The following is a 24,423-nucleotide window of genomic DNA, read 5'->3' as shown; positions in this document are numbered from 1 at the left end:
CGATAGCGAAGAGCAAAGCCTCAACTGCCGTTAAGCTGAATCTGGAAGCATCCAAGTCTAAGTTAAACGGGAGCTTATGAAGATACTGGACGTTCTTTTCGGCAAGCCGCTGCCTAGTTTCGACGAACGAGCTGAGCAGATCGGGCCTTCGGCCGGCATTCCCATCTTCGGACTCGATGCCCTTAGTTCGGCTGCATACGGGCCGGAGGCAGCGCTGACGCTGCTGATTCCGCTAGGGCTCGCAGGCGTTCACTATATCGTCCCGATCAGCGCTGCGATTCTCGCCCTGCTGATCATCGTCTATTTCTCCTATCGGCAGACGATCGATGCCTATCCCCACGGAGGAGGCTCTTACACGGTAGCCTCGGAGAACCTGGGCCGCATGCCGGGGCTGCTCGCAGCAGCAGCGCTGATGATCGACTATGTGCTGACCGCAGCCGTCGGCATCTCGGCGGGCGTGGGCGCACTGATCTCGGCTGCGCCCGGCCTGCAGCCGCATACGCTGGCTCTCTGCCTGGGGATTCTTGTGCTGCTCACGCTGATCAACCTACGCGGGGTTCGGGATACCGGAGTCGCCTTCATGATTCCGACGTATCTCTTCCTGGGCACGCTGATGACCGTGATCGCCCTGGGCGGCTGGCATGCGCTGGCCTCAGGCGGTCACCCTCATCCCGTGATCGCTCCGCCCCAGCTGCCTGCGGCGACTGAGGCGTTGAGCCTCTGGCTGCTGCTGCGCGTCTTCTCGAGCGGCTGCGCGGCGATGACCGGGGTCGAAGCAGTGAGCAACGGCGTCATGGCCTTCCGCGAGCCGCGCTCGAAGAACGCGAAGCTTACGCTGACCATCATCATCGCCCTGCTCATCATCCTGCTGGCAGGGATTGCATGGCTTTGCCGCGAGTATTCCATCGGCGCCACCAACCCGAATGGTCCCGGCTACGAAAGCGTCCTCTCGGAGCTGATTTCAGCCGTCATGGGCCGTGGCATCTTCTACTACGTCTCGATCGGCTCCATTCTGCTGGTACTGGCACTCTCTGCGAACACGGCCTTTGCCGATTTTCCACGGCTGACGCGGGCAATCGCCAGCAACAACTATCTGCCGCGAGTCTTTCTGCTGCGTGGACGAAGACTGCTCTATTCCCACGGCGTATACGCGCTCGTTGGGTTGACGGCAGCACTGCTGATCCTCTTCGGCGGCGTCACCGACCGGCTTATACCCCTCTACGCCATTGGCGCCTTTCTGGCCTTTACGCTCTCCCAGTCCGGCATGGTCGTGCACTGGTACAAGAAAGGGAACGCCCACGGCCGCATGCTGGTGAATGGCATCGGCGCACTGGCGACCGGCGTAACGACGTGCGTGGTTCTCGCTACGAAGTTTGAGGAGGGCGCCTGGGTTACGGCGCTTCTGATCCCGCTGCTGATTGTCATCATGTTTGCCGTGCATCGGCACTACGAGCGCGTGGCGCGGGAGACGGCCAACCCCGATCCGCTGCGTGTGGCAGGATTGCGGCCGCCGCTGGTAATTGTGCCTATCGATCGCTGGAGCAAGATCAGCGAGAAAGGGCTTCGCTTCGCGCTGATGCTCTCGCCGGATGTCGAAATCGTCCACATCGAAGGGGAAGACGAAGACCCCGGCTCCATCTGCAATGTATGGGAGCAGATGATCGCAGGCCCCATCCGCGAGGCGGGCCTGAATGTGCCGCATCTGGAGCGGATCAAATCTCCTTACCGGCTCGTCATCCGGCCTTTGACGGATTATGTGCTGGAGCAGGAGGCAAAGCATGAGAACCGTCAGATTGCGGTGCTGGTCCCGGAACTGGTGGTGCGGCACTGGTGGGAAAACCTGCTGCATAACCAGCGTGCGAATGCGCTGAAACTTTTCCTGCTGCTGAAGGGCAATCAGCGGGTGATGGTCATCAATATTCCGTGGTACCTGAACAGGTAGATAAAAGCAGATACCCCCGCCATGAGCGGGGGTATCGGTCTTATCGTCAGGATTGAAAAGCAGGAATCGGCTAGCCGATATCCTCGCTCCAGTTTTCCAGGTACTTCTTCATTTCCGCCATGAACTTGCCTGCGTCGGCGCCATCGATGATGCGGTGATCGAAGCCGAGAGTCAGGTGAATCATGTGGCGGATGGCGATGGAGTCTGTGCCGTCCTTATCGGTGATGACTGCCGGCTCCTTAAAGAGACCGCCGACGCCGAGGATGGCGCTCTCCGGCATGTTGATCAGCGGCGTGCCGAACTGCTCGCCGAAGATGCCCGGATTGGTGATGGTGAAGGTGCCGGAGCCTACTTCGTCTGGCTTCAGCTTCTTGCCGCGTGCGCGGTCGGCCAGATCGACAATGGCGCGGGCCACACCCAGGAAGCTGCGCTCCTCCGCCTGCTTGATGACCGGAACGATCAGCCCCCACTCAAGAGCGACCGCGATGCCGATGTTGATGTTCTGGTGATAGCGGATCGCATCGCCTTCCATCGAGGCATTCACGATAGGCATCTTGCGCAGGGTGGCCACCGCCGCGCGCGCGATGAAGGGCATGTAGGTCAGCTTCACGCCATTACGCTGCTCGTACTTCGACTTTTCCTTTTCGCGGATGCGGACGATGCGGGTAAAGTCCACCTTGAAGACGGTGTGGACATGCGCATTGGTGCGCTTGGTCTCGACCATGCGCTGCGCGATGATGGAGCGCATCCGGGTCATGGGGACAAGCTCGCCGGGCTGCGGCGCAGAGACCGGCGCAGCAGCAGGCCTGGCAGCAGCGGCCGGGGCCGGAGCTGACGGGGCAGCTGCAGGGGCCGCGGAGGGCGCTGCTGCCGCAGCAGGCTTCTTTTCCATGAAGCCGAGAACATCTTCCTTGGTGATGCGGCCGCCCGAGCCCGAGCCGGAAACCTGGGAGAGGTCGAGGTTATTCTCCTTGGCCATCTTGCGTACCAGCGGCGAAGAGCGGACATGCTCTGCGGTGCCTGCGCTGGGCTGGGCCTCAGGAGTCGCCTGCGCCTGAGCCGCCGGCGCGGCTGCCTTGGGAGCCTCTGTCGGTGCGGCCGCGGCTGCTCCAGCTGCTCCGCCCAGGACGGCCACTACGGTATTGATCTGCACAGTGGTGCCGGCAGGGACTTTGATCTCGGTCAGGGTTCCAGCGGCGGGCGAAGGAATCTCGGCATCGACCTTGTCGGTTGAAATTTCAAAGAGCGGCTCGTCCCGCTCCACCTTGTCGCCGACCTGCTTGAGCCACTTGGTAATCGTGCCCTCGAAGATCGACTCGCCCATCTGGGGCATGACGACATCGGTGGCCGGGCCACTGGCAACGGGCACCTCAGGCGCGGGCGTGGCCTTTGCTTCCGGCTGAGCCGGAGCGGCGGCGGCAGGAGCTGCCGCAGTTGCCGCCTGGGCCTGGGGTGCGGCGTCGGGAGTGCCACTGCCGGAGGCAGCGAGGAGCGCCACCACGGTATTGATCTGAACGGTTGTACCCTCGGCTACCTTGATCTCCTGCAGAACGCCTGCAGCAGGCGAAGGAATCTCGGCATCGACCTTGTCGGTCGAGATCTCAAAGAGCGGCTCGTCCCGCTCTACGGTGTCGCCTGGCTTCTTGAGCCATTTCGTAATGGTGCCCTCAAAAATCGACTCGCCCATCTGGGGCATAAGTACTTCCGTCGCCATGAATTCCCTCTCCGCAGTAGCCGGACAATTTGATACGCAAAATCGGATTATAAATTGAACGCACGCGGCATCCGCATGCGCAGACCAAACTCCCCAGTTTACGCCAGGATTTGATTCTGGGCAGTCAGAGCCTCGGTAGATTCCACCCAGAGGACCTGCATGGAGAAGATATTCCCAAAATGACGGGATACGGAGTTTGCGACCGCCTCCATCGTGGGCAGCTCCGCGGGGTCCACCTCGCGCTCCACACTCGTGACCTCGCGGTCAGCAATGCCACAGGGCACAATCAGCTCAAAGTCGCGCAGGTCGGTCGTAACGTTAAGAGCGAAGCCGTGCGAGGTGATGCCGCGCGAAATATGAACGCCGATCGCAGCGATCTTTTTTTCACGGATGCTGCCTCCAGCTATGGTCCAGACGCCGGTTCGACCGGCGATGCGCTGGGTCAGGATGCCGTAATCGCCGCAGGCGCGGATGAGAGCCTCTTCCAGCATGCGGACGTAATCGACCGGGCCGAGGCGCGGGGAAAAGCTGCGCAGATCCAGGATCGGGTAGCCAACGAGCTGCCCCGGGCCATGGTAGGTGACGTCGCCTCCGCGGTTGATCTCGTGCAGCTCGACACCGCGCCGGGCCAGCAGCTCATCGCTCGCGAGAATGTTTGCGCGATCGGAGTTGCGGCCCAGCGTCAGGACCGGCGGATGCTCCAGCAGCAGCAGGGTGTTGCCGATCCGCTGCTGGTGACGAAGCTCGACCAGCTGCCGCTGCAGCGCAAGCGCCTCAGCATAGGGAATGCGGCCGAGATGGACGAGGCTTAGGATCACCGTCTATAGCTCGAGCGACTTGCCCTCTACGAGGGTCCGCGAGCGCTCGATAAACTCGGCCGCCGGCATCGCTCCCTGATCGCCCTTCCCTCGTGTGCGAACGCTGACAGCGCCAGCCTCAGCTTCCTTGTCGCCCATCACCAGCACATAGGGAACCTTCTGCAGGGTGAAATCGCGGATCTTGGCGTTCATCTTCTCGTTGCGGCTGTCGAGCTCCACCCGAAGACCCGCCGCCTCCAGCTGCTTCTGTACTTCTTTCGCGTAGTCAAGATGACGTTCGCTGATAGGCACAAGTGCGACCTGCACCGGCGCAAGCCAGAGCGGGAAGGCGCCGGCGTAGTGCTCGATGAGCACGCCAAAGAAACGCTCCACGCTCCCGAAGAGCGCGCGATGAACCATGACGGGCTGGTGGCGCTCGCCGTCTTCGCCGACGTATTCGAGCTCAAAACGCGCAGGAAGGTTGAAGTCGAACTGTACCGTCGAGAGCTGCCAGAGCCGGCCCAGCACGTCGACAAGCTTGATATCGATCTTTGGCCCGTAGAAGGCAGCTTCGCCGGGGATGGTCTTGAAGTCGATGTTCTTCCGCTTGAGCACATTTTCAAGCGATCCGATGGCCAACATCCACTTGTCGTCCGAGCCTGCGTAGCTCTGACGGTCCTTCGGGTCCCAGGTGGACAGCTCAACCTTGAACTCCTTAAAACCAAAAGTCTTGAGCACCGCCTCGGCAAAGTCGACACAAGCGGCCACCTCGTCTTCAATCTGCTCCGGCGTGCAGAAGATGTGGGCGTCATCCTGCGTAAATCCACGCACGCGCAGCAGCCCGTGCATCGTCCCTGAGCGTTCATAGCGGTAGACGTTGCCCAGCTCCGCATAGCGAACGGGCAGATCGCGGTAGCTCCTGGGAGAATTCTTGTAGATGAGGATGTGTCCGGGGCAATTCATCGGCTTCAGCCGGTAATCCGCGTCGTCCAGCTCCATCTTGGTGAAGAAGTTCTGCGCGTAGAAGCCCTCGTGTCCGCTGGTCTGCCAGAGATTTACCCGCATGACGTGCGGCGTATAGACAAGATCGTAACCGCGGCGGATACATTCTTCTCTCATCCAGTCTTCCATGATCTTGCGGATCATCGCGCCCTTGGGATGCCAGAAGATCAACCCTGCGCCGGCCAGTTCCTGAATGGAAAAAAGATCGAGCTGTTTGCCAAGTACACGATGATCGCGGCGCGCCGCCTCTTCGAGCCGCTCAAAGTGCGCATCCATTTCCTTCTTAGAGAAAAAGGCCGTTCCGTAGACGCGCTGCAGCTGCGGGTTCTTCTCATCACCGAGCCAGTAAGCGCCCGCGAGACTCATGACCTTGAACGCCTTGACGCGCCCGGTAGAAGGCACATGCGGCCCACGGCAGAAGTCGGCGAACTCACCGTTGCGATAGAGCGAGACATCCTCACCTGGCCTGGTGAACCGCTCAATGAAGTGCATCTTCATGAAGTCGTTATCGGCTTTGTAGCGGGTCAGCGCCTCTTCGCGGGGCTGATATTCGCGAACAAACTTCTCATCGCGCGCGACGATCTCGGCCATGCGGCCTTCGATCAATTTCAGGTCTTCCGTCGTAAATGGCGTTGGCCGGTAGAAGTCGTAGAAGAAACCAGCGTCCGTAGCCGGACCGTGACCCAGTTTTGTCTCAGGGAAAAGCTCGAGCACGGCCGTCGCCATCACGTGCGCCGCCGAGTGGCGCACCACCTTGAGCGCGTCTGCATCTTTCTCCGTGAGCAGCGCCAGCGCTACATCTTCCGTGAGCGGCGCTGAGAGATCGACGATGCGCTCCGCAGCGGTATCTTCCGCCGCATACATAGCCGCCTCGCCACTTTCGTCTGTCGCAGCCACAACGGGCGCAGCGTTCAGGGGCCGCACGCGCGCGGCTACGGCCGCCGCAGCGAGCCGGGGTGAGATGCTGTTCGCGACATCAAAGGGGGTCGAGCCGGCGGGGAACAACTTGATTGCGCCGTCTGGGAGCTGCACGTTAATTTCGGCTTGGGGATTCATGGACTTTGCTTCCTAGAATACTAAGTCTTATGCTGACTGGCACGCGGAGGAACCATGAACGCCCTGAATGAGAGAAGCGGAGGACAGCAGATGCTCGCCCTCCTCGGATGGCTGGTGCTGTGTTTTGCGGTCTCCGGCATCGCCGGGGCGCTGACGGCAAAATCGATTCCCACCTGGTATGCGGGCCTGGTCAAACCCAGCTTCAACCCTCCGAACGCGATCTTTGCGCCGGTCTGGACCACGCTCTACGCGATGATGGCCGTCGCTGCCTGGTTTGTCTGGAGAGGCCAGCCGTCGGTGCTGCGCACCCAGGCGCTGGCCTGGTTCTGTATTCAGCTCGCCCTGAACTTCCTCTGGAGCTTCCTCTTTTTCTATCGCCACAGCATCGGCGGCGCGCTGATCGACATCGGCGCCCTGTGGATCGCGATCCTCGTGACGACCCTCTTCTTCTTTCGCCTCAGCCCGATTGCCGGGTGGCTCATGACGCCCTATCTGGCCTGGGTCAGCTTCGCCAGCGTGCTCAACTGGGCCGTTATGCGATTGAATTGAAGGGGTATGAAGACCAAAAGCGATGTCATTATCCTCGGCGCGGGCATGGCCGGACTGGCCGCCGCGCGTGAGCTCGCTCAGGCGGGACGCAGCGTCACGGTGCTGGAGGCGCGCGACCGCATCGGCGGGCGCATTCTCACCCTGAGACCAGCGGAGAGCCCTCTGCCGGTTGAGCTGGGCGCGGAATTCGTCCACGGACGCCCTTCCGAGCTGCTGAAGCTGATTGAAGAGGCAGGGCTCACCCTGTTCGAGTTCGATGGCGAGGACGTGTGCTTTGAGTCCGGCAAGCTGGGCGAGTGCCCTCAGCGCGAAGCCTTTGCCCTGCTCGACGAGCTGAGCATCGAGGACGATCTTACCTTTGCGGAGTTCCTGCGGCTGCAGCAGGCGGCGCCAGCCGTCGCCGCACAGGCAACCCGCTACGTGGAGGGATTCAACGCTGCGGACGCGAACCGTATCGGCACCGCCTCGCTGGCCCGGCAACAACAGGCCGAGGATGAGATCGAGGGCAGCCGCGCCTTCCGCATTCAAGAGGGCAACGACCGCCTCACGGCGTTTCTCGCAGCCAGAGTGGAGGCAGCGGGCGGCCAGCTGCTGACCTCGCGCGAGGCCACGCTCATCGAATGGCGTCCCGGAGCCGTCCGCGTTCACGCAGGCCGCGATGTCTTCGAGGCAGCGCAGGCCATCGTCACTGCACCGCTGGGGGTACTGCACTCCGGGCAGATTCGCTTCACTCCCGAGCCCGAGGAGACGCTCCGGGCGGCGCACGCGATGGCGATGGGCACCGCAGCGCGGATCACCTTCAGCTTCTCCACCCGCTTCTGGGCAAGCCGCTTCCCCGCCATGGGCTTCCTCATTTCGCAGGATCATTTTCCGTCGGTCTGGTGGACGACCTGGCCTCGAGCGAATGGCCTGCTGACAGCCTGGAGCGGCGGGCCGCGAGCGGCCAATCTGAAAGAAAGCGATCTGCGGACCGCCAGCCTCGCCGCTCTTGCAGAGATGTTCGCACTGGATCACGTCCAAGGCCTGCTGGCAGGCTGCTGGCAACATGACTGGCAGCGGGACCGCTTCAGCCGGGGTTCTTACAGCTATGCGCCAAAAGGCGCGCTTCACGCATCAGGGGAGATGGCGCGCCCAGTGGAAGAAACCCTCTACTTTGCCGGCGAACACACCGATGTGACCGGGCACTGGGGCACCATGCATGGCGCTTTGCGCTCCGGGCTGCGCGCCGCGAAGCAGCTGCTTGGCAGGGATCACGGCTCAGCCTTGCGATGAGTTGCTGCTGACCGGTTTTAGCGGAGAACGTTGTTGGCCGGCCAGTCATCGACCACCACGCCGAGATCGTTCAGCAACTGCACGGTCGCCTCGATGTTGCGGCGGACAGCGGGACGGTCAAGCTTCGCCGCAACCGGGTCCTCCTCGACAGCAACGACACGACCGTAAGGCCACATCTCTTCGGGCAGCGCGCTCAGTGCCTCAGGCAGGCTGCCCAGCCTGAGGCTCAACTCGGTACGCCGCGCATTCGCGGGCTTCAACAGGTTGCTGGGAATCGCCGAGCTATGGGTGAGGTCCGGGTTCATCACCCGTAGAGTGATGGTCGACTTGCCAACAATGAGAAATGGGTTGTTCCAGCTCTCCACCGTCCGGATGGAAAGGTAGCGGCTCTTGGAGGGCGGTGGAATCTGATCAAGCTCCTCTCGCGCCGAGGCAAGCTCTTTGACCCTGGCTGCACGCGCGGCCTGAGCCTGCTGACGGGCGGTAGCAACAGACGGAGGAGCCTGAGGTTGTCGGGAGCAGGCGCTGAGCGTGAGTGCCAGCAGCAGGGGAGCAGTGCGTGAGAGTCGGGCGTTCATCAGGAGTGGTCTAACAGCAGCATATCAAGCCCACTCAGCGCCCCTTCCACACTGTCTGCCGCTTGGCCAGAAAAGCCTCGGCACCTTCGGCTTTGTCTTCGGTTCCGCAGCAGAGGCCAAAGCCCGCCGCCTCGTGCGCAAGCGCTGCATCGAGCGGCAGATCGGCTCCTTCCCTCACCGCGGCCAGGCATTGCGCAACAGCCACGGGAGCCATCGCAGCAATGGTTGCGGCGAGCGCCTGAGCGCGAGGCATCAACTCCGCGGCGGTGCAGACCTCATCCACCAGTCCCAGGCGCAGCGCCTCGGCAGCGGGAACGGCCTCACCTGTCAGCAGCAGCTTGAGAGCTGCACCCCGGCCGATGAGCCGCTGCAGCCGTTGCGTGCCGCCATAACCGGGGATTAGCCCGAGCTTGAGCTCCGGCTGGCCAAGCCGGGCCGCCTCACTCGCGAGGCGAAAGGCGCACGCCATGGCCAGCTCGCATCCTCCACCGAGAGCGAAGCCGTTGACGCAGGCGATGAACGGCTTGGGGCAGCGCTCGATGCGATTGAAAATCGCCTGTCCCCGCAGCGAAAGCGCCTGCCCTTCCAGGGCCGAAACCCTCGCCAGCTCCTGGATGTCAGCGCCTGCGGCGAAAGCCTTCTCTCCCGCACCTGTCAGCAGGGCGACCCGCAACGCGGGGTCAGCGGCAAAGGACGCAATCGCAGCGTCGAGCTCGGCCAGCAGGGCTGCATTCAAGGCGTTGAGCACCTTGGGCCGGTTGAGCGTGATGGTGAGGACGGGGCCGCTGGACGTAACTACAATGTTTGGCTCGGACATAGGTGAACCGGCGAGTGTACGTGGCGCTCCGCTGCTGATGCAACTTTCGCGCCCCGCAGGATCAACCGCAGCTACACAGGCTGCATGAAGTCCAGCGCGCGGCTCAGATAACTCTTCAGCTCGCGGCGGTCAACAACTGCATCGAGCATCCCGTGCTCCAGCAGAAACTCGGAACGCTGAAAACCTTCGGGCAGCTTCTGCCGGATAGTCTGCTCGATTACACGCGGTCCGGCAAAGCCGATCAGGGCGCCCGGTTCCGCGATATTGAGATCGCCAAGCATGGCGAAGCTCGCCGTCACGCCACCCGTTGTCGGGTCGGTAAGCACCGAGATGTACGGCACGCGAAGCTCATCGAGACGCCCCAGCGCAGCGGAGATTTTCGCCAGCTGCATAAGGCTGACAATGCCCTCCATCATGCGCGCCCCGCCTGAGGCGGAGATGATGATGAGCGGCAGCCGGTCTGCGATCGCCCGGTCAACCGCGCGGGCAATCGTCTCGCCCACAACCGCTCCCATGCTGCCACCGATGAAGCTGTATTCCATGACGCTGAGGACTACCCGATGCTTCCCGAGCATGCCTGTCGCATTCACAATGGCATCATTCAGACCGGTGGACTCCTGCGCTTTTTTGAGACGGGATTTATAGGACTTGAGGTCCGAAAAGTCGAGCGGGTCGGTCGACTTCAACTCCAGGTCAACGAGTTCGTAGCCCGGCTCAAGCAGCGCCTCGATGCGGGCGCGGGCGTCGATACGATAGTGGCGGCCACATTTGGGGCAGATCTGCTGGTTAGCCTCGACGTCGGCCTTCCAGATCACCTGGCTGCAGCCTTCGCATTTGAACCATAGCCCCTCGGTGCGAACGCTCTTTTCGACGCCGCTTTCGATCGTGTTTCCCTGCCGCTTAAACCAGGACATTTCCAGCCTTTCTCAATACTCAATGCCGCGCTGCGCGAGGACACCCTTTTCGTAAGCGTGCTTCACCTGGCGCATCTCGGTAACCGTGTCGGCCAGCTCAATCAGCGAGGCATGGGCATTGCGCCCTGTCAGGATCACATGCACCATCTCCGGACGCTCGCGCAAAGTAGCGGCCACCAATGCAGGATCCAGCATGCCATAGCTGATGGCGTAGTTTATCTCGTCAAGCACCACCATGTCCCACTCACCCGACAGGATAGCTGCGCGCGCCTCAGCCCAAGCCTCCTCGACCAGGCGGATGTCTTCGGGATCAGTCTCAGCACCGCCGACCTTAACAAAGCCGCGGCCCATCTGCTTCATCACAAAATTGTCGCCAAACGCCTTCACGGCATCGAGCTCACCGTAGTGCCACGAACCTTTGAGGAACTGCAGCATGAGCACACGCATGCCGTTACCAACCGCACGCAGCGCCGTACCCATTGCCGCAGTCGTCTTGCCCTTGCCGGGCCCGGTGTTGATCAGGACAAGTCCGCGCCGGGATTCTGCTGCCGTTTCATTCATAGGTTGCTCAGTGCCCGCTGTGATAGGGGTGCCCTGCAAGGATTGTAAATGCCCGGTAGACCTGCTCCGCGAGCACGACCTTGGCCAGCTCATGCGGCAGGATCATCGACCCAAGCGAAAGCAGCAGGTTCGCCTGTCCGCGGGCGGCTTCTGACCACCCATCCGCCGGTCCAATCGCAAAGATGACGGATTGCTGTCCGGCGTCGCGCTGCTGGCCCATCCATACCGCGAAACCCTCTGAGGTCATGGATTTGCCACGAGCATCAAGCAGAACAAGCAGCGGAGAGGTGCGGGCACGGTGCTTCTCAACGGCCTGAAAGAAAGCTGCCTCGGACCGTACCGTCTGATCTTCATACGGTGAATACGCCTTCAGCCGCTCAAGATACATCGCGGCAAGGGCCCGGAATTGTTCCCGCGGCGGCCGGGAGGCAATGGACAGGAGGATTAGCTTCATATCACCTATGGAAAACAGTAGATCGATTCATGAATATCTGTGTTTGGCTGGACTTTTCGGCCATTTGATAGCCTTCTCGAGTCTCTCCGCATCCCTGGAACTTCCAGCACAGTGTTCATAACCTGATGATTGTGATGATTTAGGGATCAGCCATCATCACCGATCCTCAGGTAATGCAACAAGTGCGCCAAACTGGCCCCTGAATTGCTAATAGTTATTGACAATAGCAAAAATTTACTGCGTGCCCGCCTGGGCACGAGTTTTGATTCATTCACCTTTCAGAGGGAAGAGGACACAAATGAAGATGAAATTACAGGCAGGTACTTTATTCCTGAGTACCGTCATTGCTTTGGGTGGAGTTGTCACTATGACCCCGCAGACGGCATTGGCGCAAGCCGAAGCCGGTACTGTGAGCGGCACGGTGCTTGATCAGAGTGGAGCAGCAGTACCAGGCGCGAATATCACCCTTACCAAGACAGATACAGGTCTCGTTCGCCAGTCGGTAAGCAGCGGCTCCGGCGCCTTCCAGTTTCCATCGCTGGTTCCCGGCCCTTACGAACTGAAAGTCACCTCCACTGGATTCAACACCTACGATCAGAAGCTGGTCGTGACGGTTGGCGCTCACGTCAACGTCGAGACAAAGCTCTCTGTTTCCAATCAGCAGACAACGGTCCAGGTGAGCGAACTCGATACGGCTTCTGGCGTGAATACGACCGACCAGCAGATATCGGAAACGATCACCCCCCGAGAGATGCAGTCTCTTCCCAGCCTCACACGTAATCCTTACGACTTCGTCACCCTCTCCGGCAACATTTCGGCCGATCCAAATGGTTCGACGGGCCCCAACGGCGTCGGAGTCGCCATCGACGGTATGCGCTCGGCGAGCACGGGTATTCTGCTTGACGGCGTAGAGAACGTCGATACCTTCGGCGCAAGCGTCGGCCAGAATATCCCGCTCGATTCCGTTCAGGAGTTCAGCATCGTCACCAACGGCTTCATGGCAGAGTATGGCCGCGCGTCGGGTGGCATCGTAAACGTCGTCACCAAGAGCGGAACCAACGACTTCCACGGGTCGCTCTATGAGTACAACCGCATCTCGGCTCTCGCTGCGAATACCTATAACGAGTCCGCCACGAATGTGTATAACCTGGCGAACGGGCTGCCCCGCCTGCCCCATGATCGCTTCACCAGGAATCAGTTCGGCTACTCAGTAGGCGGCCCCATCAAGCACGACAAGCTGTTCTTCTTCTCCAACACCGAATGGACACGAATCGCGAGCGCCGGTCTCCAGCAGGCAGTCGTTCCTACAGCTGCCTTCATCGCCTCGTCCGCCCCTGCAACCCAGAGCTTCTTCAATCAGTACGGCAAGCTGGCTCCGAACGCAGTGGTTGGGCAGCCGGTAAACGTGAAAGGCTTTGACGGGCCAACTCCGCTGCAGGAGGTCAACTTCTCCGTTCCCTCCAACGCTGGCGCCGGTGACCCGCAGGGTACCTACTCGATTCTTAACCGAATTGACTACAACATCTCCGATAGAACTCTGCTTTATGGGCGCTACGGTCTCTTCAACCAGGATGCACCTGCGGGAACCAATGCATTCAGCCCTTACGCCGGATACAACACCGGTTACAACAACTACGATCAGAATCTCCTCATCAGTCTGACCCATACCTTCGGGCCCTCCCTCGTGAGCGAGTCCCGTCTCGCCTACAACCGTCTCAACAACAGCCAGCCGCTTGGGACCGCCCCTGTAGGTCCGACCCTCTACCTCAACCAGGCGAACACTGCCAGCGTCGATGGCGGCACGGGCCGCAACATCGCAATGCCTGGGTACCTGCCTTACAGCCCGGGCAACGCGCTTCCTTTCGGTGGCCCGCAAAACGTTTATCAGTTCAGCCAGGATCTGAGCTGGACCGTCAAGCAACACAGCTTTCGGTTCGGCGGCGAGTTTATCCAGATCCGTGACAACCGCGTCTTTGGCGCATACGAGAACTCCGTCGAGCAGGTTGCCAAGAGCGGAACAGCGGAAGGCACATCCCTTGCAGCCCTCCAGGCAGGCATGATCTACAGCTTCTCCGGAGCCATCAACCCTCAGGGCAAATTCCCTTGCCCCACCAATGAGCAGGGCGTAACGCAGGTTTCTCCTGGCTGCTCTGTCACGCTGCCGGTGTCAGCACCCAGCTTCACCCGCGAAAACACCTTCAACGATGGCGCCGCCTATGCACAGGACTCCTGGAAGGCTACGCCGACCCTTACCATCAATCTGGGACTGCGCTGGGAGTACTACGGTGTTCAGCACAACAGCAATCCCAACATCGAATCGAATTTCTTCCTCGGCACCGGCTCCAACCTCTTCGATCAGATCCGCAATGGACAGGTGCTGCTGACTCCGCAGAGCCCGACCCATGGCCTCTATGCCCAGCAGTTTCACAACTTCGGCCCACGCCTAGGCTTTGCCTGGGACGTCAAGGGTGACGGCAAGTGGTCGGTTCGCGGCGGATACGGCATCGCCTATGAGCGCGACTTCGGCAACGTCACGTACAACGTGATTCAGAATCCGCCGGACTACGCAGTTATTTCGCTGGTCGCAGGCGTGGATGTTCCTACGCTCCCCGTCTACTCCGACAATGCCGGCCCCCTTGCCGGCAGTGGCACCAAGGCACTCCCCAAGGTCAGTCTGCGCGCTCCCCAGCAGAACATTCCGACTGCCTATGCGCACATGTATAACCTCTCGGTCGAACACGAGGTTGCACAGAGCACCACAGTGGGAATCGAGTACACCGGAAGCCGCGGCATCCACCAGTATTCGATCGCCAACTACAACATCCTCGGCGGCGGCAACGTCTACGAGCACGACACGAATCCCTACAACCGCTTGAACTACCAGTACTCGGGCATCAACGTTCGCGAGGCAAACGGCGACAGCTATTACAACGCCCTGAATATCCGCCTGAACTCGACCCGGTTCGCATCCGAGGGAATCCAGGCAATCGCGAACTACACGCTGGCTCACTCCATGGACAACCTGAGTTCGACCTTCAGCCAGTCCGGTAACAACTTCAACCTTGGTTATCTCAACCCCTTCAACCCAGGCCTCGACCACGGCAACTCGGATTTCGACATTCGTCACCGCATCACCATCGGCGGCACGTGGGAACCCAAGTGGCTTAACTTCCACGGCCGGTCAGAAGTACTGCAGTCCCTGGCTGGGGGATGGCAGTTTGCGCCTATCTTCCACGCGCAGACAGGAACTCCGTTCACCATCTATGACTGCACCAACGGACTGAATGCCTGCCCACGGATCGTGGACGCGCCAGGATTGAAGTTCCACGGTACCGCTGTGCACCAGGGCGGAATCAACCAGTTCACCTACATCAACATCCCCCAGGCCTCCGCGAATCCCTATGTGGATCCGATCCTCGGAGCCTCGGACCTGGCAGACTGCACCGGGGGCGGATGCGTACAGAACCCCGGCCTTGGAAGGAACTCCTGGTGGTCTCCAGCCAACTACAATCTGGATCTTGGTCTCTATAAGAACTTCAAGATCCACGAACGCTACACGGCGCAATTCCGGGGTGAGTTCTACAACGCACTCAATCATCACAACCTCTACATCGTTCCTGGGAATGCCGACTACGCTGAAGTATCTGCAATCCAGGCTGTAAAGGGCGCACCGGGTGGCTCACCGGGACCCAGCGACGAACGCCGGCAGGTGCAGCTCGCACTTCGCCTGGAGTTCTAGCACGGTCGAAGCTGTAAATGTTAAAGGCCGCCACGAAACTGTGGCGGCCTTTCTTTTTCCCCGATAAGCAGGATTTACTTGGCTGTCTTTTTTGCGGCGGAAGTCTTCCTAGCCGCCTTTTTAGGAGCCGCCTTCTTTGCGGCGACCTTCTTTGCAGGGGTGACCTTTTTCGCCGCCTTCTTGGCCGGGGCCTTCTTGGCCGGAGCCTTCTTGGCTGGGGCCTTCTTCGCCGCCGCGGCAGGCTTAGAGACCTTCTTCCTTGCCGCGACCGTCTTCTTGGTCAGAGCAGCCTTCAGTTCTTCCAGGTCGACAGTCTTGGCCGACTTGCGCAGTCTCTCAATGTCGTAGAAGGCGCGCTTATCCTTGAGGAAGATGTGGACAACGAAGTCCACGTAATCCATCAGCACCCACTCGCCCTGGCGGCGGCCCTCGACTGAGTTGGGATAAGTAGCAAACTCGCGCTTGAGGCGCAATTCAATCTCGTCGGCGATGGCCACAGCCTGCCGCTCATTGGCCGCGCTCGCGATCAGAAAGAAATCGGTGAAGCCGGAGTCGGCGGGGTCCAGCTCAAGGATGCGTGTATCCTCAGCCTTCTTGTCATCGCAGGCTGCCGCAGCAGCCAGCACCATTTTGCGTGTTTCGTCAGAGGCCATAAGTAGTCGCTCTTTCATCCTAGCCTGCTATCCGACCCTGCGCCAGCAGGAAGAAAAACTATAAAAATTTCATAAGGGAAACATCGAGAATGGTATCGAACCTGCCGCTGTTTGCGATACACTACTTGCTACCCGAGTTGGGACGTCTGGAGGTGTCATTCAATTGGCAGAGGTTCGCGTGCAGGAAGGCGAGCCGCTTGAAAATGCACTACGCCGCTTTAAGCGCAAGGTGCAGCAGGAAGACATCATCAAAGAGGTCAAGCGTCACTCGTTTTATTTGAAACCGGGCGAAAAGCGTCGGGTAAAAGAGGCGCTGGCGCGCAAGCGGAATCGCAAGAAGGCTCGTAAAGAGCAGGACTAAGTACGACGGGGATGAGGCCCATCCGGCTTCATCCCCGTAACAGAAGTTGAAGTTTATGTTTCAAGCATTACTTAGTACGCCCTCATTTGGCGTGCTCTTCGATCTCTTCTCTCACTGAGATCGATGTTTCGCCGCTCGTTCACCGCGGCATGGGCCCCTGACACAATGTAAATGTTCTCAGGTTTGGGCAAAGCTCTGTCTGAATATAGACCGGGCAGCCCGATACTTTCGTGTTTCAAGAAAGTCTGGCAACGCCAAGGAACGCGGCAATGGAGTTCGTCGATAAGATTCTTAAGTGTGCCGACTGCGGAAGCGAATTCGTTTTCACAGCCGGTGAGCAGTTATTTTTTCACGACAAGCAGTTCAAGAATGACCCTAAACGCTGCAAGCAGTGCAAAGGCAAGCGAGCAGCCGGCGGGAAAGCAGTCCGCTCTGAGACCAAGACAGTGTGCTCCGAGTGCGGGATGGAGACTACCGTCCCCTTTAGGCCCACCCAGGGGCGTCCCGTGCTGTGTCGCCAGTGCTTCCAGAAGGCACACTCCAGCGCTCCAGCAGCAAGCCAGGCTGCAGGTTGATTGCCCGAAAACGGGAATCGTCCTCGTTAAATGTCGTGCACTGGGAGGGTTACGCCTTGGTCGGCGCTGTTTTGCGGGTTGTGGCCTTCTCCGCCACCATCTCATGCACATGGCCGGGCTGCTTGCGCTTCTTGTCTTCGTGGCTGACTAAAAGAAGCTCCAGCTGCATGATCAGGTCATTCGTATTCATGGGCTTGACCAGCATCTGGTCTGCTCCCTCGTCGCGCCATTCAGAGCCGGCCATCGGAAAAGCTGTCAACATGGCAACGGCTGGATTGTAGTCCGCCTTTTTAGCCGCATGGACAACTTCGATTCCTGCCCGGTCGCTCTCCATACGCATGTCGGTGATGACCATGTGATAGGGACCGGTTTTTATCTTGGATTTGGCCTCACGCGCCGATGCGGCGGTCTCCACCTCGAACCCGTTAATCTCCAGCACCGCTTTGAGCGTAAGCAGGATTGCCAGTTCGTCATCCACCAGCAGAATTCGCCGTTTCATAAATTGGAAGCTCCTCGATGGTGTAGGCTGTCAGGCCATGCGTAATAGGATCTGCCTGGAGGAACAGCTTGACCCCGGGCCCACTTCACGGAAAAACTAAATCATTAGGGAGAATATCATGCTGCCCCCATGGAAGATATTTTCGATGGAACTGAAAAAAGGGCTACCATCGACGATGACTCCGGCGCTACTCCTGATGACTTTCCGCCATCAATAACCTGCACTTTAAATCCGGTCCCGGCATCTCACCGTCTAGGTAACACGCAGGCGGCTTGCGTCAGGATGATATTCTAGTAGCAGAAGGCTGCGCCCTGACGTCGCCTTTGGAGGACAACCATCGATAAGCGTTCGGCCAAACAATTTATCCGCATCAACGAAAGAATCCGCGCACGGGAAGTGCGCGTCATCAATGACGCCGGCGAGCAGCTCGGCATCATGCCCCCCTTTGAAGCGCTGAAGACTGCCCGCGAGCGCGGTCTGGATCTCGTTGAGGTCTCACCCAATGCAGTGCCGCCGGTGTGCCGTATCCAGGATTACGGCAAGTTTCTCTACGAAAAAGATAAAAGCGACCGGGCTGCGCGCAAGAAGCAGAAGATCATCACCATCAAAGAGGTCAAGTTCTCCGTCACAGTCGATGAACATGACTACCAGACGAAGAAAAATCAGGCTGTCCGCTTCCTGCACGAAGGCGACAAGGTCAAGGCATCGCTCCGCTTCAAGGGACGCCAGATGGCGCATCGTGAGCTTGGGTATGCCATCATCAATCGCCTGATCCAGGACATTGGCGACACAGGGATCGTGGAGTTTATGCCGCGCATGGAAGGCACAACCCTTCACGCCATCATTGCCCCCGGCAAAAAGGAAGTCCCGAAGAAGCCAGCCACTCCCAAGCCTGAGGCCGCTCCTCAGCCGACCGCTCAGCCCGCTTCCTAGGCCGCCAGTTCTAAGATTGCGCTGCAGATATTTCAGGTGGCGGGACACAGGTCCCGCCATTTTGAATTCAATCCTTGCTGACCTGCCATCCATCATTGCCGGTTAGAACCAGCGTCGCCTTATCTATCTGCGCGCCCGCGATGTCCGCCTGGATAGTGGGGAAGGCTGTCTTCATCTCCGTACTTCTCGCCCAGCTGGCAATGTCTGAAATCGTGAAGTGATAGTCGACGTTGGCGATGGTTGCGCCCTGCTGGTCGCCGCTGGTCGTGAAGTTGTCGACGGTCGTCACATCGCGATGACCAAAGCAGAAGTTGCCGGAGCCTGGCTGCTGCTGATCCGGCGTCCACGCCGACCGGCCACGATCAGAGAGATCGTAGCTGTTGATCTGCTTGGAGCCGAAGATGAACACCTTTTTCTGCTCAGACGTCCGCGTCAGCAGTCCTGCATCCGTCAAGGCATCGAGGCCGGCCGTCTGCCCCTCTTTCGAAGGGTCAGCCTCCACTGGGAACTTCACCGGGCTCGTCCATACGCACTCCGGATGCGCGGAGTAGTAGCTGTTGATCGCTTCCTTGAAGTTGGCCTTGGTTGGATCCTTCTTGCTCGAGCAGCCTGCGGCGAGAAGTATCATGCCGCCTATCAGAATTCCGCGGGTCAAACCCCTCATTGCGCTCATCCTCCAGCGGTTGGATGCAACTTTACGGCATCCCGAGCATCATGCGCTGCCAAAGCGTCGGATGCGGGCTAAGGACAGTTGCAATCTGCGCCCACTGACGATCGAGCGCAGATGCCATAAGAAAGAGTTCCGCCGAACTCCCCGGATTCCACGTGCCGGAGAAGCCCGGCTCACCCGCGTTATGCCGGGCGTAGTCGAAGCTGTCTTCGGAATTGACATACTCCTGGTGGCTTCTTGCGCCGGAAGCATAAGGAGCCAGCCAGCCGATTGCCATCCCCAGGTTTGCCCCCGTCGAGGCGGCGATGCCATACCAGTTCACCCCATGATTATGGGCTGCCAGTGCAGCCATCACTAACGGATCCAGATCCTCCACTACAGCCCGCAGTGCATCGTGCCGGGTGTAGTCCGCCACGGTGCCGTTGGAACGGATATTGTTGCTCAACTGCTGCGTATAGGCCGACTGTGCGTGATCGATGAGTCCCCAGTCGCCCGTTGAAAAAGCGGCCAGGGTAGCCAGCCTGACGCGTTCGCTCTGCCAGTTGTCAGCGCTCGCTGCGCTGTCAGCCTGTGCGAGATAGTTCTGCGCCATGTCGGTATTGAATGCCTGCCATGCAGCTTCGGTATCCTCCGGGAAGCTGGCCCTGAGAATATCTGCGGCAAGATAGAGCGGGATGAAAACACGCTCGTCGATCGGGTTGTAGCTCGGCCGATACATGCTCAGCCACGCATTGAGAATCCGCAGGGCATGGTCGCGATAGTCCGGGTTGCCCGTCACGCAGTAGCCGACAGCCAGATTGCGTGCAGCGGGAAAGTCGCGCGCTGCCGTCTCGCTCTCGTCGCGGATGCCCTTGTGCGGCAGCAGTCCCTGCATATGAAGATGCCTGCGTGCATGGGGAATCAGCGACATGGCGCTGTTCGCCATCGCTATCGCCTGCATGCGCCTTCCCTGGGCGACGATCTTGCATGCGTCCGCCGCTTCCTTGGAGTTGAGGAAGGCGAAGTTCTGCGACCGGGCGGAGACGCTCAGCAGCAGAACAAACGCAATCGTGAAAAGTCGCTGCATAACCGGAAACAGAATACGCCACGGGCGTATCCTGTGCTGAGAGCAGGTCCGGAGCAGGATAAATGGCGACTTTAACAGCATCGGCACGAATGCCCAAAGTACGGCAGAAGACCATTCCCTGGTATGTATGGTGCGCGGCGCTGGCCGTGACCAGCGTCACTATCGGCGCACACTGGGATGTCTCCTGGCATCGCTCGATCGGCCGGGACAGCTTCTGGACACCGGCCCACATGGCCATCTACGCCTGCGGAGTGCTGGCTGGCATCTCCTGCGGTTATCTCATTCTTAAGACCACCTTCACGCGATCGCCGGAGATGGTCGCGTCCTCGGTTTCGGTCTTTGGATTTCGAGGCCCCCTCGGCGCGTTTCTTGCCGCCTGGGGCGGCATCGCGATGCTGACCTCCGCGCCCTTCGACAACTGGTGGCATAACGCCTATGGGCTCGACGTAAAGATCATCAGCCCGCCTCATACTCTGCTGATGCTGGGCATCTGGGCAGTAGCCGTAGGGGCGCTCTTTCTGCTGGTTGCGGAGATGAACCGCGCGGATGGAGCGCTCTTCCGGCATATGCAGTGGCTGCTGCTCTACGTCAGCGGACTCATGCTGGTGCTGTCGATGTTCTTCCGCATGGAGTACACCTGGGACGTGAAGCTGCACGGTGCCGGCGCCTACATTTCCGTCGCCCTGGGTGTCCCGCTCTTCTATGCCATGGTCTGGTATGCCTCGCGCAACCGCTGGGCCTGCACATGGACCACGCTGCTCTATACTGTCTTCCTGATCGGGCTGATCCTGATTTTGCCGCTCTTTCCCGCACAGCCCAAGCTCGGCCCCGTCTACCAGCAGGTCACGCAGTTCATCCCGCCCAAGTTCCCGCTTCTGCTTGTCGTGCCTGCCTTCGCGCTTGACCTTCTTTGGTCCCAGACGGTCAAGCGTCAGGCCTGGCTTGTTGCACTGCTCAGTGGCCCGGTTTTCATCCTTACTTTCGTCTGCGTTCAGTGGCCATTTGCGACCTTCCTGATGAGCAAAGCTTCTGAGAACCGCTTCTTTGGCACAACCTACCACGACTACGGCACGCCGCCCTGGTCCTATGAAGTGCTGCGGCGCTTCTGGATGCCGGAACATGGCCTCGTCCTCTGGGAAGGGCTGGCGATGGCCATGCTCTATGCAGCAATCACGACCTGGATGGGCATTGCCCTCGGAAGATGGATGCAGAAAATACAGCGATGAGAAGACTATTCCTGCTGACTCTTGTCCTGCTGGCGGGTGTGATGCCAGCACTCGCCCACGTTGGCAGCCCGGATGTCTACGCCGACGGACAGGCTGGCCCTTACAAGTTGTTCGTCGTCATCCGTCCCCCTCTGGTGATACCCGGAGTAGCGGAGATTGAAGTGCGCGCCGCCACGCCCGGCATTGACCAGATTCAGATCGCGCCGATGCTGCTCACCGGCGACGCATCCCGGCACCCGCCCGTGCCGGACACGATGCAGAAGCCCTCGGGTGACGCGCAGTTCTTCACCGGCCACCTCTGGATCATGGCCACCGACTCCTGGCAGATCCGCTTTACCGTGAAGGGCAACAAGGGTTCCGGCGTCCTCTCCATTCCGCTGCCTGCCACGGCTATGGGCACCAGGAAGATGCAGCCTGCCCTGGGAGCAGGCCTCAGCATCCTCGGCCTGCTGCTGGTTCTGGGAATGGTCGGCATCGTGGGAGCCGCCGTCCGCCAGGCGCAGCTGACACCCGGCGAAGAGGTTCCCGCAGCCCGCAGGCGCAGAGCCATGGCCGCCATGACCATTACCTTTGCCCTGCTTACTGCTGCCGTCGTGCTGGGCGGAAAATGGTGGAATGCGGAAGCCGCAAGCTATGCCGGAAATGTTTATAAGCCGCTGGACATGACCGCATCGCTGCTGCCCGGCAATACACTTGACCTCGCAATCGCCGACCCCGGATGGTTGAAGGCGCGCAAGCTCGACGACTTCGTTCCGGATCACAACCACCTGATGCATCTCTACGCGATCCGCTGGCCGGCGATGGATGTCGTCTACCACCTACATCCGCAGCCGGTTGCAACCGGAGATTTCCGCCTCGACATGCCTTCCATGGCTGCCGGGACGTATCACCTCTACGCCGATGTGGTGCATGCCAACGGCTTTCCAGAGACGATGGTGTCCTCGATCACCCTGCCCGCCATTGAGGGCCGCCCGCTCAGCGGCGATGACGCGATGGGCCGGATAGCGGATGCCTCCAGCGCCAGTTTCCGCCTGCCCGACGGCTACACGATGATCTGGAAGAAGCCGCCAACCCTGACGGCACAAGCCCCTGAGGAGTTTCGCTTCGAACTGCTCGATCCGCACGGCCATCCGCCCACGGACATGGCGCTTTACATGGGCATGGTTGGCCATGCTGCCTTCGTCAAGTCGGATGGCACGGTCTTCGCGCATATCCACCCTTCGGGCACGGTGGCGATGGCTGCCCTCATGATGGCGGCAGCGCAGAATGCGCCGCAGAACTCGGCGCAGAGCTCTTCGATGGACAGCATGCCGGGCATGGACATGTCAGGATCGATCCCCAACACCGTCAGTTTCCCCTACGGATTTCCCACCGCAGGCCGCTACCGGGTCTTCTTACAGATGAAGCATGGAGCAACGGTCGAGACCGGCGCGTTCGATGCCATGGTGGAGCCTGCCCACGCTCTCGCGGCCAGCAGGTAATCCGCAGCTAAGCTCACTGCGAGACGGGATGAGGCTCCGGCCCGGAAGGCGCCTTCAACCGCGGCTCCGGAGGCGCTTTCGGGTGCGGCGGCCGCTTCGGCATTGGAGGCATCGGCGGCTCCACGCCGGGGCCTGTATCACCTTTCCTGACCTCGATTTCCCCATGGTTGGTGGTCAGGGTGATTTTTGGCCCGCCCTGGCCCACTTTGCCGGAGAGTATCTGCGTATCGTCTGAGCTCGCCGCGGTCAGCTGGAAGTCCGTCTGGACGCTTTCATCCTTGCTCGTTCGCGCATTGATCTCGAAGTTCGCAGTTGGCGGCAGAGTCAGGCTGATGCCGCCGGTGCTGTTGCTGACGTCGATATTGCCGAGGGGCAGCATAGCCGTCAGGTTCACCTCGCCGTTGCTGTTCTGGATGTGCGCGTCGCCGGTCAGCTGCGTGATCTCAATATCTTTCGAACGGGTCACGACCCGTACCGGCCCCGCAGGCTGGCTGATGTGCAGATCGCCGGAGTCCATTGTGAGGTCGCCGTTCAGCCGGGGCACATCGAGGTCGGTACGGCTGGAGTGAAAGTGGACGGTCGAGCCTGCCTGCTCCACATGCGTATCGCCAAAGAACTCGCCGTTGATCACAACGCTGCCTTTGACGTCGGAGACAGTCACATCGCCGGCATGGCCATCGAGAAAGGCATGCCCCGTGATGCTATGCGCAGAGAAGTCGCCGTGGTTCATCCGCGCATGGACGTCCCCATTGATGGTGTCGAATTTTACATCTCCGCGGCCGGCGCTCACGTCGGCACTCGCGTTCAGACCGGTGATCGAAACATCACCATGTGCGGCATTAATGTTGAGCGAGGCGTTGCGCGGCACTTCGAGGACGAGATCCACCCGTCCATTGTTGCGGCCCGCGACCGCAAGGACGGCGCTCGAGCCGGTCGCGATCAGGCGCGGCCGCAGAGCATCGAAGTCGCGCTGGGTGTTCCTGTCCGAGGAGCTATGGACAACCTCATGCGCGCGGACATGGACCTGGTCATCGGCGGCAGAGGTGACCACAACATCGCCGCGCGGGTTCTCAATCTGGATGGCGGCATTGGAAGCAACGGCCTGCGTGAACTCAATGTCGTTGTCGTGCTCCTCGCCAAGCATGGAGAAGAAGTCGTCGCTATTGTCAGAAAACTGATCGTGGAGCGGACCCCAGATATGCGCTGCGTGCGTTCCCCAGCCGATGAAGGCGAGCAGCAGCACCAGGAAAACTACTCCACCGCCGGTGCCGCATCGCGTGTAAGGCTGGTCGCGATCAAGGAACCATTCGCCCAGCAGAAGCAGACCGATAGCAATCAGCAGGATCGGCCACCAATGCGAATACCAACCCCAGAAATACATGGGGTTGAGCTTTCCCGTTTCCAGCAGCAGCGCGACCACGCCGACGGTGATGAGCACGACCGGACGCACGATCGACGAGCGGCGGCAGTTTATACGCGCCTGATACATCTGAGCACGCGCTGCATAGCGGGCCTGCCGTCTTGCTTCACGCGGCGTTAAGGGCGGTGGGATGGTTGCCATAAC

General features: G+C 60.2%; 22 protein-coding genes. 9 read left to right on the top strand and 13 right to left on the bottom strand.

Annotation, left to right across the window (positions count from 1 at the left end):
- Positions 1 to 76 precede the first annotated feature (76 nt).
- Positions 77 to 1,942: an APC family permease gene (locus C7378_RS13880; protein WP_131997994.1), complete on the top strand. Its 1,866-nt coding sequence runs from the start codon at positions 77 to 79 to the stop codon at positions 1,940 to 1,942.
- A gap of 70 nt (positions 1,943 to 2,012) precedes the next feature.
- Here C7378_RS13880 and sucB read toward each other — a convergent pair whose 3' ends face one another.
- From sucB to thrS, 3 genes are all read right to left on the bottom strand, one after another.
- Positions 2,013 to 3,656: a 2-oxoglutarate dehydrogenase, E2 component, dihydrolipoamide succinyltransferase gene (gene sucB, locus C7378_RS13875; RefSeq protein ID WP_131997991.1), complete on the bottom strand. Its 1,644-nt coding sequence runs from the start codon at positions 3,654 to 3,656 to the stop codon at positions 2,013 to 2,015.
- A 98-nt stretch (positions 3,657 to 3,754) separates the two neighbouring features.
- Positions 3,755 to 4,474, bottom strand: coding sequence for a lipoyl(octanoyl) transferase LipB (gene lipB, locus C7378_RS13870; RefSeq protein WP_131997988.1), 720 nt, complete (start codon positions 4,472 to 4,474; stop codon positions 3,755 to 3,757).
- A gap of 3 nt (positions 4,475 to 4,477) precedes the next feature.
- A complete protein-coding gene (thrS, locus tag C7378_RS13865) occupies positions 4,478 to 6,511 on the bottom strand; it encodes a threonine--tRNA ligase (protein WP_131997985.1) in 2,034 nt (677 codons plus the stop codon).
- A 54-nt stretch (positions 6,512 to 6,565) separates the two neighbouring features.
- Here thrS and C7378_RS13860 point away from each other — a divergent pair, with 54 nt between their 5' ends.
- Positions 6,566 to 7,060, top strand: coding sequence for a TspO/MBR family protein (locus tag C7378_RS13860; protein WP_131997982.1), 495 nt, complete (start codon positions 6,566 to 6,568; stop codon positions 7,058 to 7,060).
- Between the two features lie 6 nt (positions 7,061 to 7,066).
- Positions 7,067 to 8,332 carry a flavin monoamine oxidase family protein gene (locus tag C7378_RS13855; protein ID WP_131997979.1) on the top strand — a complete coding sequence of 422 codons (1,266 nt, stop codon included), beginning with the start codon at positions 7,067 to 7,069 and terminating at the stop codon, positions 8,330 to 8,332.
- Between the two features lie 17 nt (positions 8,333 to 8,349).
- Here the strand turns inward: C7378_RS13855 and C7378_RS13850 are convergent, their stop codons facing one another.
- From C7378_RS13850 to C7378_RS13830, 5 genes are all read right to left on the bottom strand, one after another.
- A complete protein-coding gene (locus C7378_RS13850) occupies positions 8,350 to 8,910 on the bottom strand; it encodes a hypothetical protein (protein WP_131997976.1) in 561 nt (186 codons plus the stop codon).
- Positions 8,911 to 8,944: 34 nt separating this feature from the next.
- Complete coding sequence (locus C7378_RS13845; RefSeq protein WP_131997973.1) at positions 8,945 to 9,727, bottom strand: enoyl-CoA hydratase-related protein; 783 nt, start codon at positions 9,725 to 9,727, stop codon at positions 8,945 to 8,947.
- Between the two features lie 71 nt (positions 9,728 to 9,798).
- Positions 9,799 to 10,641 (bottom strand): acetyl-CoA carboxylase, carboxyltransferase subunit beta, encoded by an 843-nt coding sequence (accD, locus tag C7378_RS13840; RefSeq protein ID WP_131997970.1) that lies wholly within the window; start codon positions 10,639 to 10,641, stop codon positions 9,799 to 9,801.
- Positions 10,642 to 10,653: 12 nt separating this feature from the next.
- Positions 10,654 to 11,202 (bottom strand): cob(I)yrinic acid a,c-diamide adenosyltransferase, encoded by a 549-nt coding sequence (gene cobO / locus C7378_RS13835; protein WP_131997967.1) that lies wholly within the window; start codon positions 11,200 to 11,202, stop codon positions 10,654 to 10,656.
- A gap of 7 nt (positions 11,203 to 11,209) precedes the next feature.
- Entirely contained in the window at positions 11,210 to 11,656 is a 447-nt protein-coding gene (locus C7378_RS13830) for a 23S rRNA (pseudouridine(1915)-N(3))-methyltransferase RlmH (RefSeq protein ID WP_131997964.1), read from the bottom strand.
- Positions 11,657 to 11,954: 298 nt separating this feature from the next.
- On the opposite strand from C7378_RS13830, the gene C7378_RS13825 reads away from it, so the two are divergent.
- Positions 11,955 to 15,395 carry a TonB-dependent receptor gene (locus C7378_RS13825; protein WP_131997961.1) on the top strand — a complete coding sequence of 1,147 codons (3,441 nt, stop codon included), beginning with the start codon at positions 11,955 to 11,957 and terminating at the stop codon, positions 15,393 to 15,395.
- Positions 15,396 to 15,469: 74 nt separating this feature from the next.
- Here the strand turns inward: C7378_RS13825 and rsfS are convergent, their stop codons facing one another.
- Positions 15,470 to 16,066 (bottom strand): ribosome silencing factor, encoded by a 597-nt coding sequence (gene rsfS, locus C7378_RS13820; protein ID WP_243648264.1) that lies wholly within the window; start codon positions 16,064 to 16,066, stop codon positions 15,470 to 15,472.
- A gap of 145 nt (positions 16,067 to 16,211) precedes the next feature.
- Between rsfS and rpsU the strand changes: the two genes are divergently transcribed.
- Complete coding sequence (gene rpsU / locus C7378_RS13815; protein ID WP_129207262.1) at positions 16,212 to 16,409, top strand: 30S ribosomal protein S21; 198 nt, start codon at positions 16,212 to 16,214, stop codon at positions 16,407 to 16,409.
- 269 nt (positions 16,410 to 16,678) lie between these two features.
- Positions 16,679 to 16,984 (top strand): zinc-ribbon domain containing protein, encoded by a 306-nt coding sequence (locus C7378_RS13810; protein ID WP_131997955.1) that lies wholly within the window; start codon positions 16,679 to 16,681, stop codon positions 16,982 to 16,984.
- Between the two features lie 49 nt (positions 16,985 to 17,033).
- Here the strand turns inward: C7378_RS13810 and C7378_RS13805 are convergent, their stop codons facing one another.
- Positions 17,034 to 17,483 (bottom strand): response regulator, encoded by a 450-nt coding sequence (locus C7378_RS13805; RefSeq protein ID WP_131997952.1) that lies wholly within the window; start codon positions 17,481 to 17,483, stop codon positions 17,034 to 17,036.
- A 336-nt stretch (positions 17,484 to 17,819) separates the two neighbouring features.
- On the opposite strand from C7378_RS13805, the gene infC reads away from it, so the two are divergent.
- Positions 17,820 to 18,416, top strand: a complete 597-nt coding sequence (gene infC / locus C7378_RS13800) for a translation initiation factor IF-3 (protein WP_207901451.1) — start codon at positions 17,820 to 17,822, stop codon at positions 18,414 to 18,416.
- A gap of 67 nt (positions 18,417 to 18,483) precedes the next feature.
- Here infC and C7378_RS13795 read toward each other — a convergent pair whose 3' ends face one another.
- Both C7378_RS13795 and C7378_RS13790 read right to left on the bottom strand, forming a co-directional pair.
- Positions 18,484 to 19,080, bottom strand: a complete 597-nt coding sequence (locus tag C7378_RS13795) for a hypothetical protein (RefSeq protein ID WP_243648262.1) — start codon at positions 19,078 to 19,080, stop codon at positions 18,484 to 18,486.
- 31 nt (positions 19,081 to 19,111) lie between these two features.
- Complete coding sequence (locus C7378_RS13790) at positions 19,112 to 20,152, bottom strand: alginate lyase family protein (protein ID WP_165876815.1); 1,041 nt, start codon at positions 20,150 to 20,152, stop codon at positions 19,112 to 19,114.
- A gap of 62 nt (positions 20,153 to 20,214) precedes the next feature.
- Between C7378_RS13790 and C7378_RS13785 the strand changes: the two genes are divergently transcribed.
- Entirely contained in the window at positions 20,215 to 21,378 is a 1,164-nt protein-coding gene (locus C7378_RS13785; RefSeq protein WP_243648261.1) for a hypothetical protein, read from the top strand.
- Positions 21,375 to 22,859, top strand: coding sequence for a hypothetical protein (locus C7378_RS13780; protein ID WP_131997943.1), 1,485 nt, complete (start codon positions 21,375 to 21,377; stop codon positions 22,857 to 22,859). The genes C7378_RS13785 and C7378_RS13780 overlap by 4 nt, the downstream gene beginning before the upstream one ends.
- Positions 22,860 to 22,872: 13 nt before the next feature.
- Here C7378_RS13780 and C7378_RS13775 read toward each other — a convergent pair whose 3' ends face one another.
- The gene (locus C7378_RS13775; RefSeq protein WP_131997940.1) at positions 22,873 to 24,420 is read right to left on the bottom strand and encodes a DUF4097 family beta strand repeat-containing protein; all 1,548 of its coding nucleotides are present in this window, start codon (positions 24,418 to 24,420) and stop codon (positions 22,873 to 22,875) included.
- Between the last annotated feature and the right edge of the window lie 3 nt (positions 24,421 to 24,423).

Source organism: Acidipila rosea (assembly GCF_004339725.1).
Classification (GTDB): Bacteria; Acidobacteriota; Terriglobia; order Terriglobales; family Acidobacteriaceae; genus Acidipila; species Acidipila rosea.
Note: the sequence above shows the minus strand (reverse complement) of the source record. Positions and strands in the feature narration are given on the sequence as shown.

Coding starts and splice junctions, on each gene's coding strand:
- C7378_RS13880 (WP_131997994.1), top strand. CDS start 77: ATGAAGATACTGGACGTTCTTTTCGGCAAGCCGCTGCCTAGTTTCGAC.
- sucB (WP_131997991.1), bottom strand. CDS start 3,656: ATGGCGACGGAAGTACTTATGCCCCAGATGGGCGAGTCGATTTTTGAG.
- thrS (WP_131997985.1), bottom strand. CDS start 6,511: ATGAATCCCCAAGCCGAAATTAACGTGCAGCTCCCAGACGGCGCAATC.
- C7378_RS13860 (WP_131997982.1), top strand. CDS start 6,566: ATGAACGCCCTGAATGAGAGAAGCGGAGGACAGCAGATGCTCGCCCTC.
- C7378_RS13855 (WP_131997979.1), top strand. CDS start 7,067: ATGAAGACCAAAAGCGATGTCATTATCCTCGGCGCGGGCATGGCCGGA.
- C7378_RS13850 (WP_131997976.1), bottom strand. CDS start 8,910: ATGAACGCCCGACTCTCACGCACTGCTCCCCTGCTGCTGGCACTCACG.
- C7378_RS13845 (WP_131997973.1), bottom strand. CDS start 9,727: ATGTCCGAGCCAAACATTGTAGTTACGTCCAGCGGCCCCGTCCTCACC.
- accD (WP_131997970.1), bottom strand. CDS start 10,641: ATGTCCTGGTTTAAGCGGCAGGGAAACACGATCGAAAGCGGCGTCGAA.
- cobO (WP_131997967.1), bottom strand. CDS start 11,202: ATGAATGAAACGGCAGCAGAATCCCGGCGCGGACTTGTCCTGATCAAC.
- C7378_RS13830 (WP_131997964.1), bottom strand. CDS start 11,656: ATGAAGCTAATCCTCCTGTCCATTGCCTCCCGGCCGCCGCGGGAACAA.
- C7378_RS13825 (WP_131997961.1), top strand. CDS start 11,955: ATGAAGATGAAATTACAGGCAGGTACTTTATTCCTGAGTACCGTCATT.
- rsfS (WP_243648264.1), bottom strand. CDS start 16,066: ATGAAAGAGCGACTACTTATGGCCTCTGACGAAACACGCAAAATGGTG.
- C7378_RS13810 (WP_131997955.1), top strand. CDS start 16,679: ATGGAGTTCGTCGATAAGATTCTTAAGTGTGCCGACTGCGGAAGCGAA.
- C7378_RS13805 (WP_131997952.1), bottom strand. CDS start 17,483: ATGAAACGGCGAATTCTGCTGGTGGATGACGAACTGGCAATCCTGCTT.
- C7378_RS13795 (WP_243648262.1), bottom strand. CDS start 19,080: ATGAGGGGTTTGACCCGCGGAATTCTGATAGGCGGCATGATACTTCTC.
- C7378_RS13790 (WP_165876815.1), bottom strand. CDS start 20,152: ATGCAGCGACTTTTCACGATTGCGTTTGTTCTGCTGCTGAGCGTCTCC.
- C7378_RS13785 (WP_243648261.1), top strand. CDS start 20,215: ATGGCGACTTTAACAGCATCGGCACGAATGCCCAAAGTACGGCAGAAG.
- C7378_RS13780 (WP_131997943.1), top strand. CDS start 21,375: ATGAGAAGACTATTCCTGCTGACTCTTGTCCTGCTGGCGGGTGTGATG.
- C7378_RS13775 (WP_131997940.1), bottom strand. CDS start 24,420: ATGGCAACCATCCCACCGCCCTTAACGCCGCGTGAAGCAAGACGGCAG.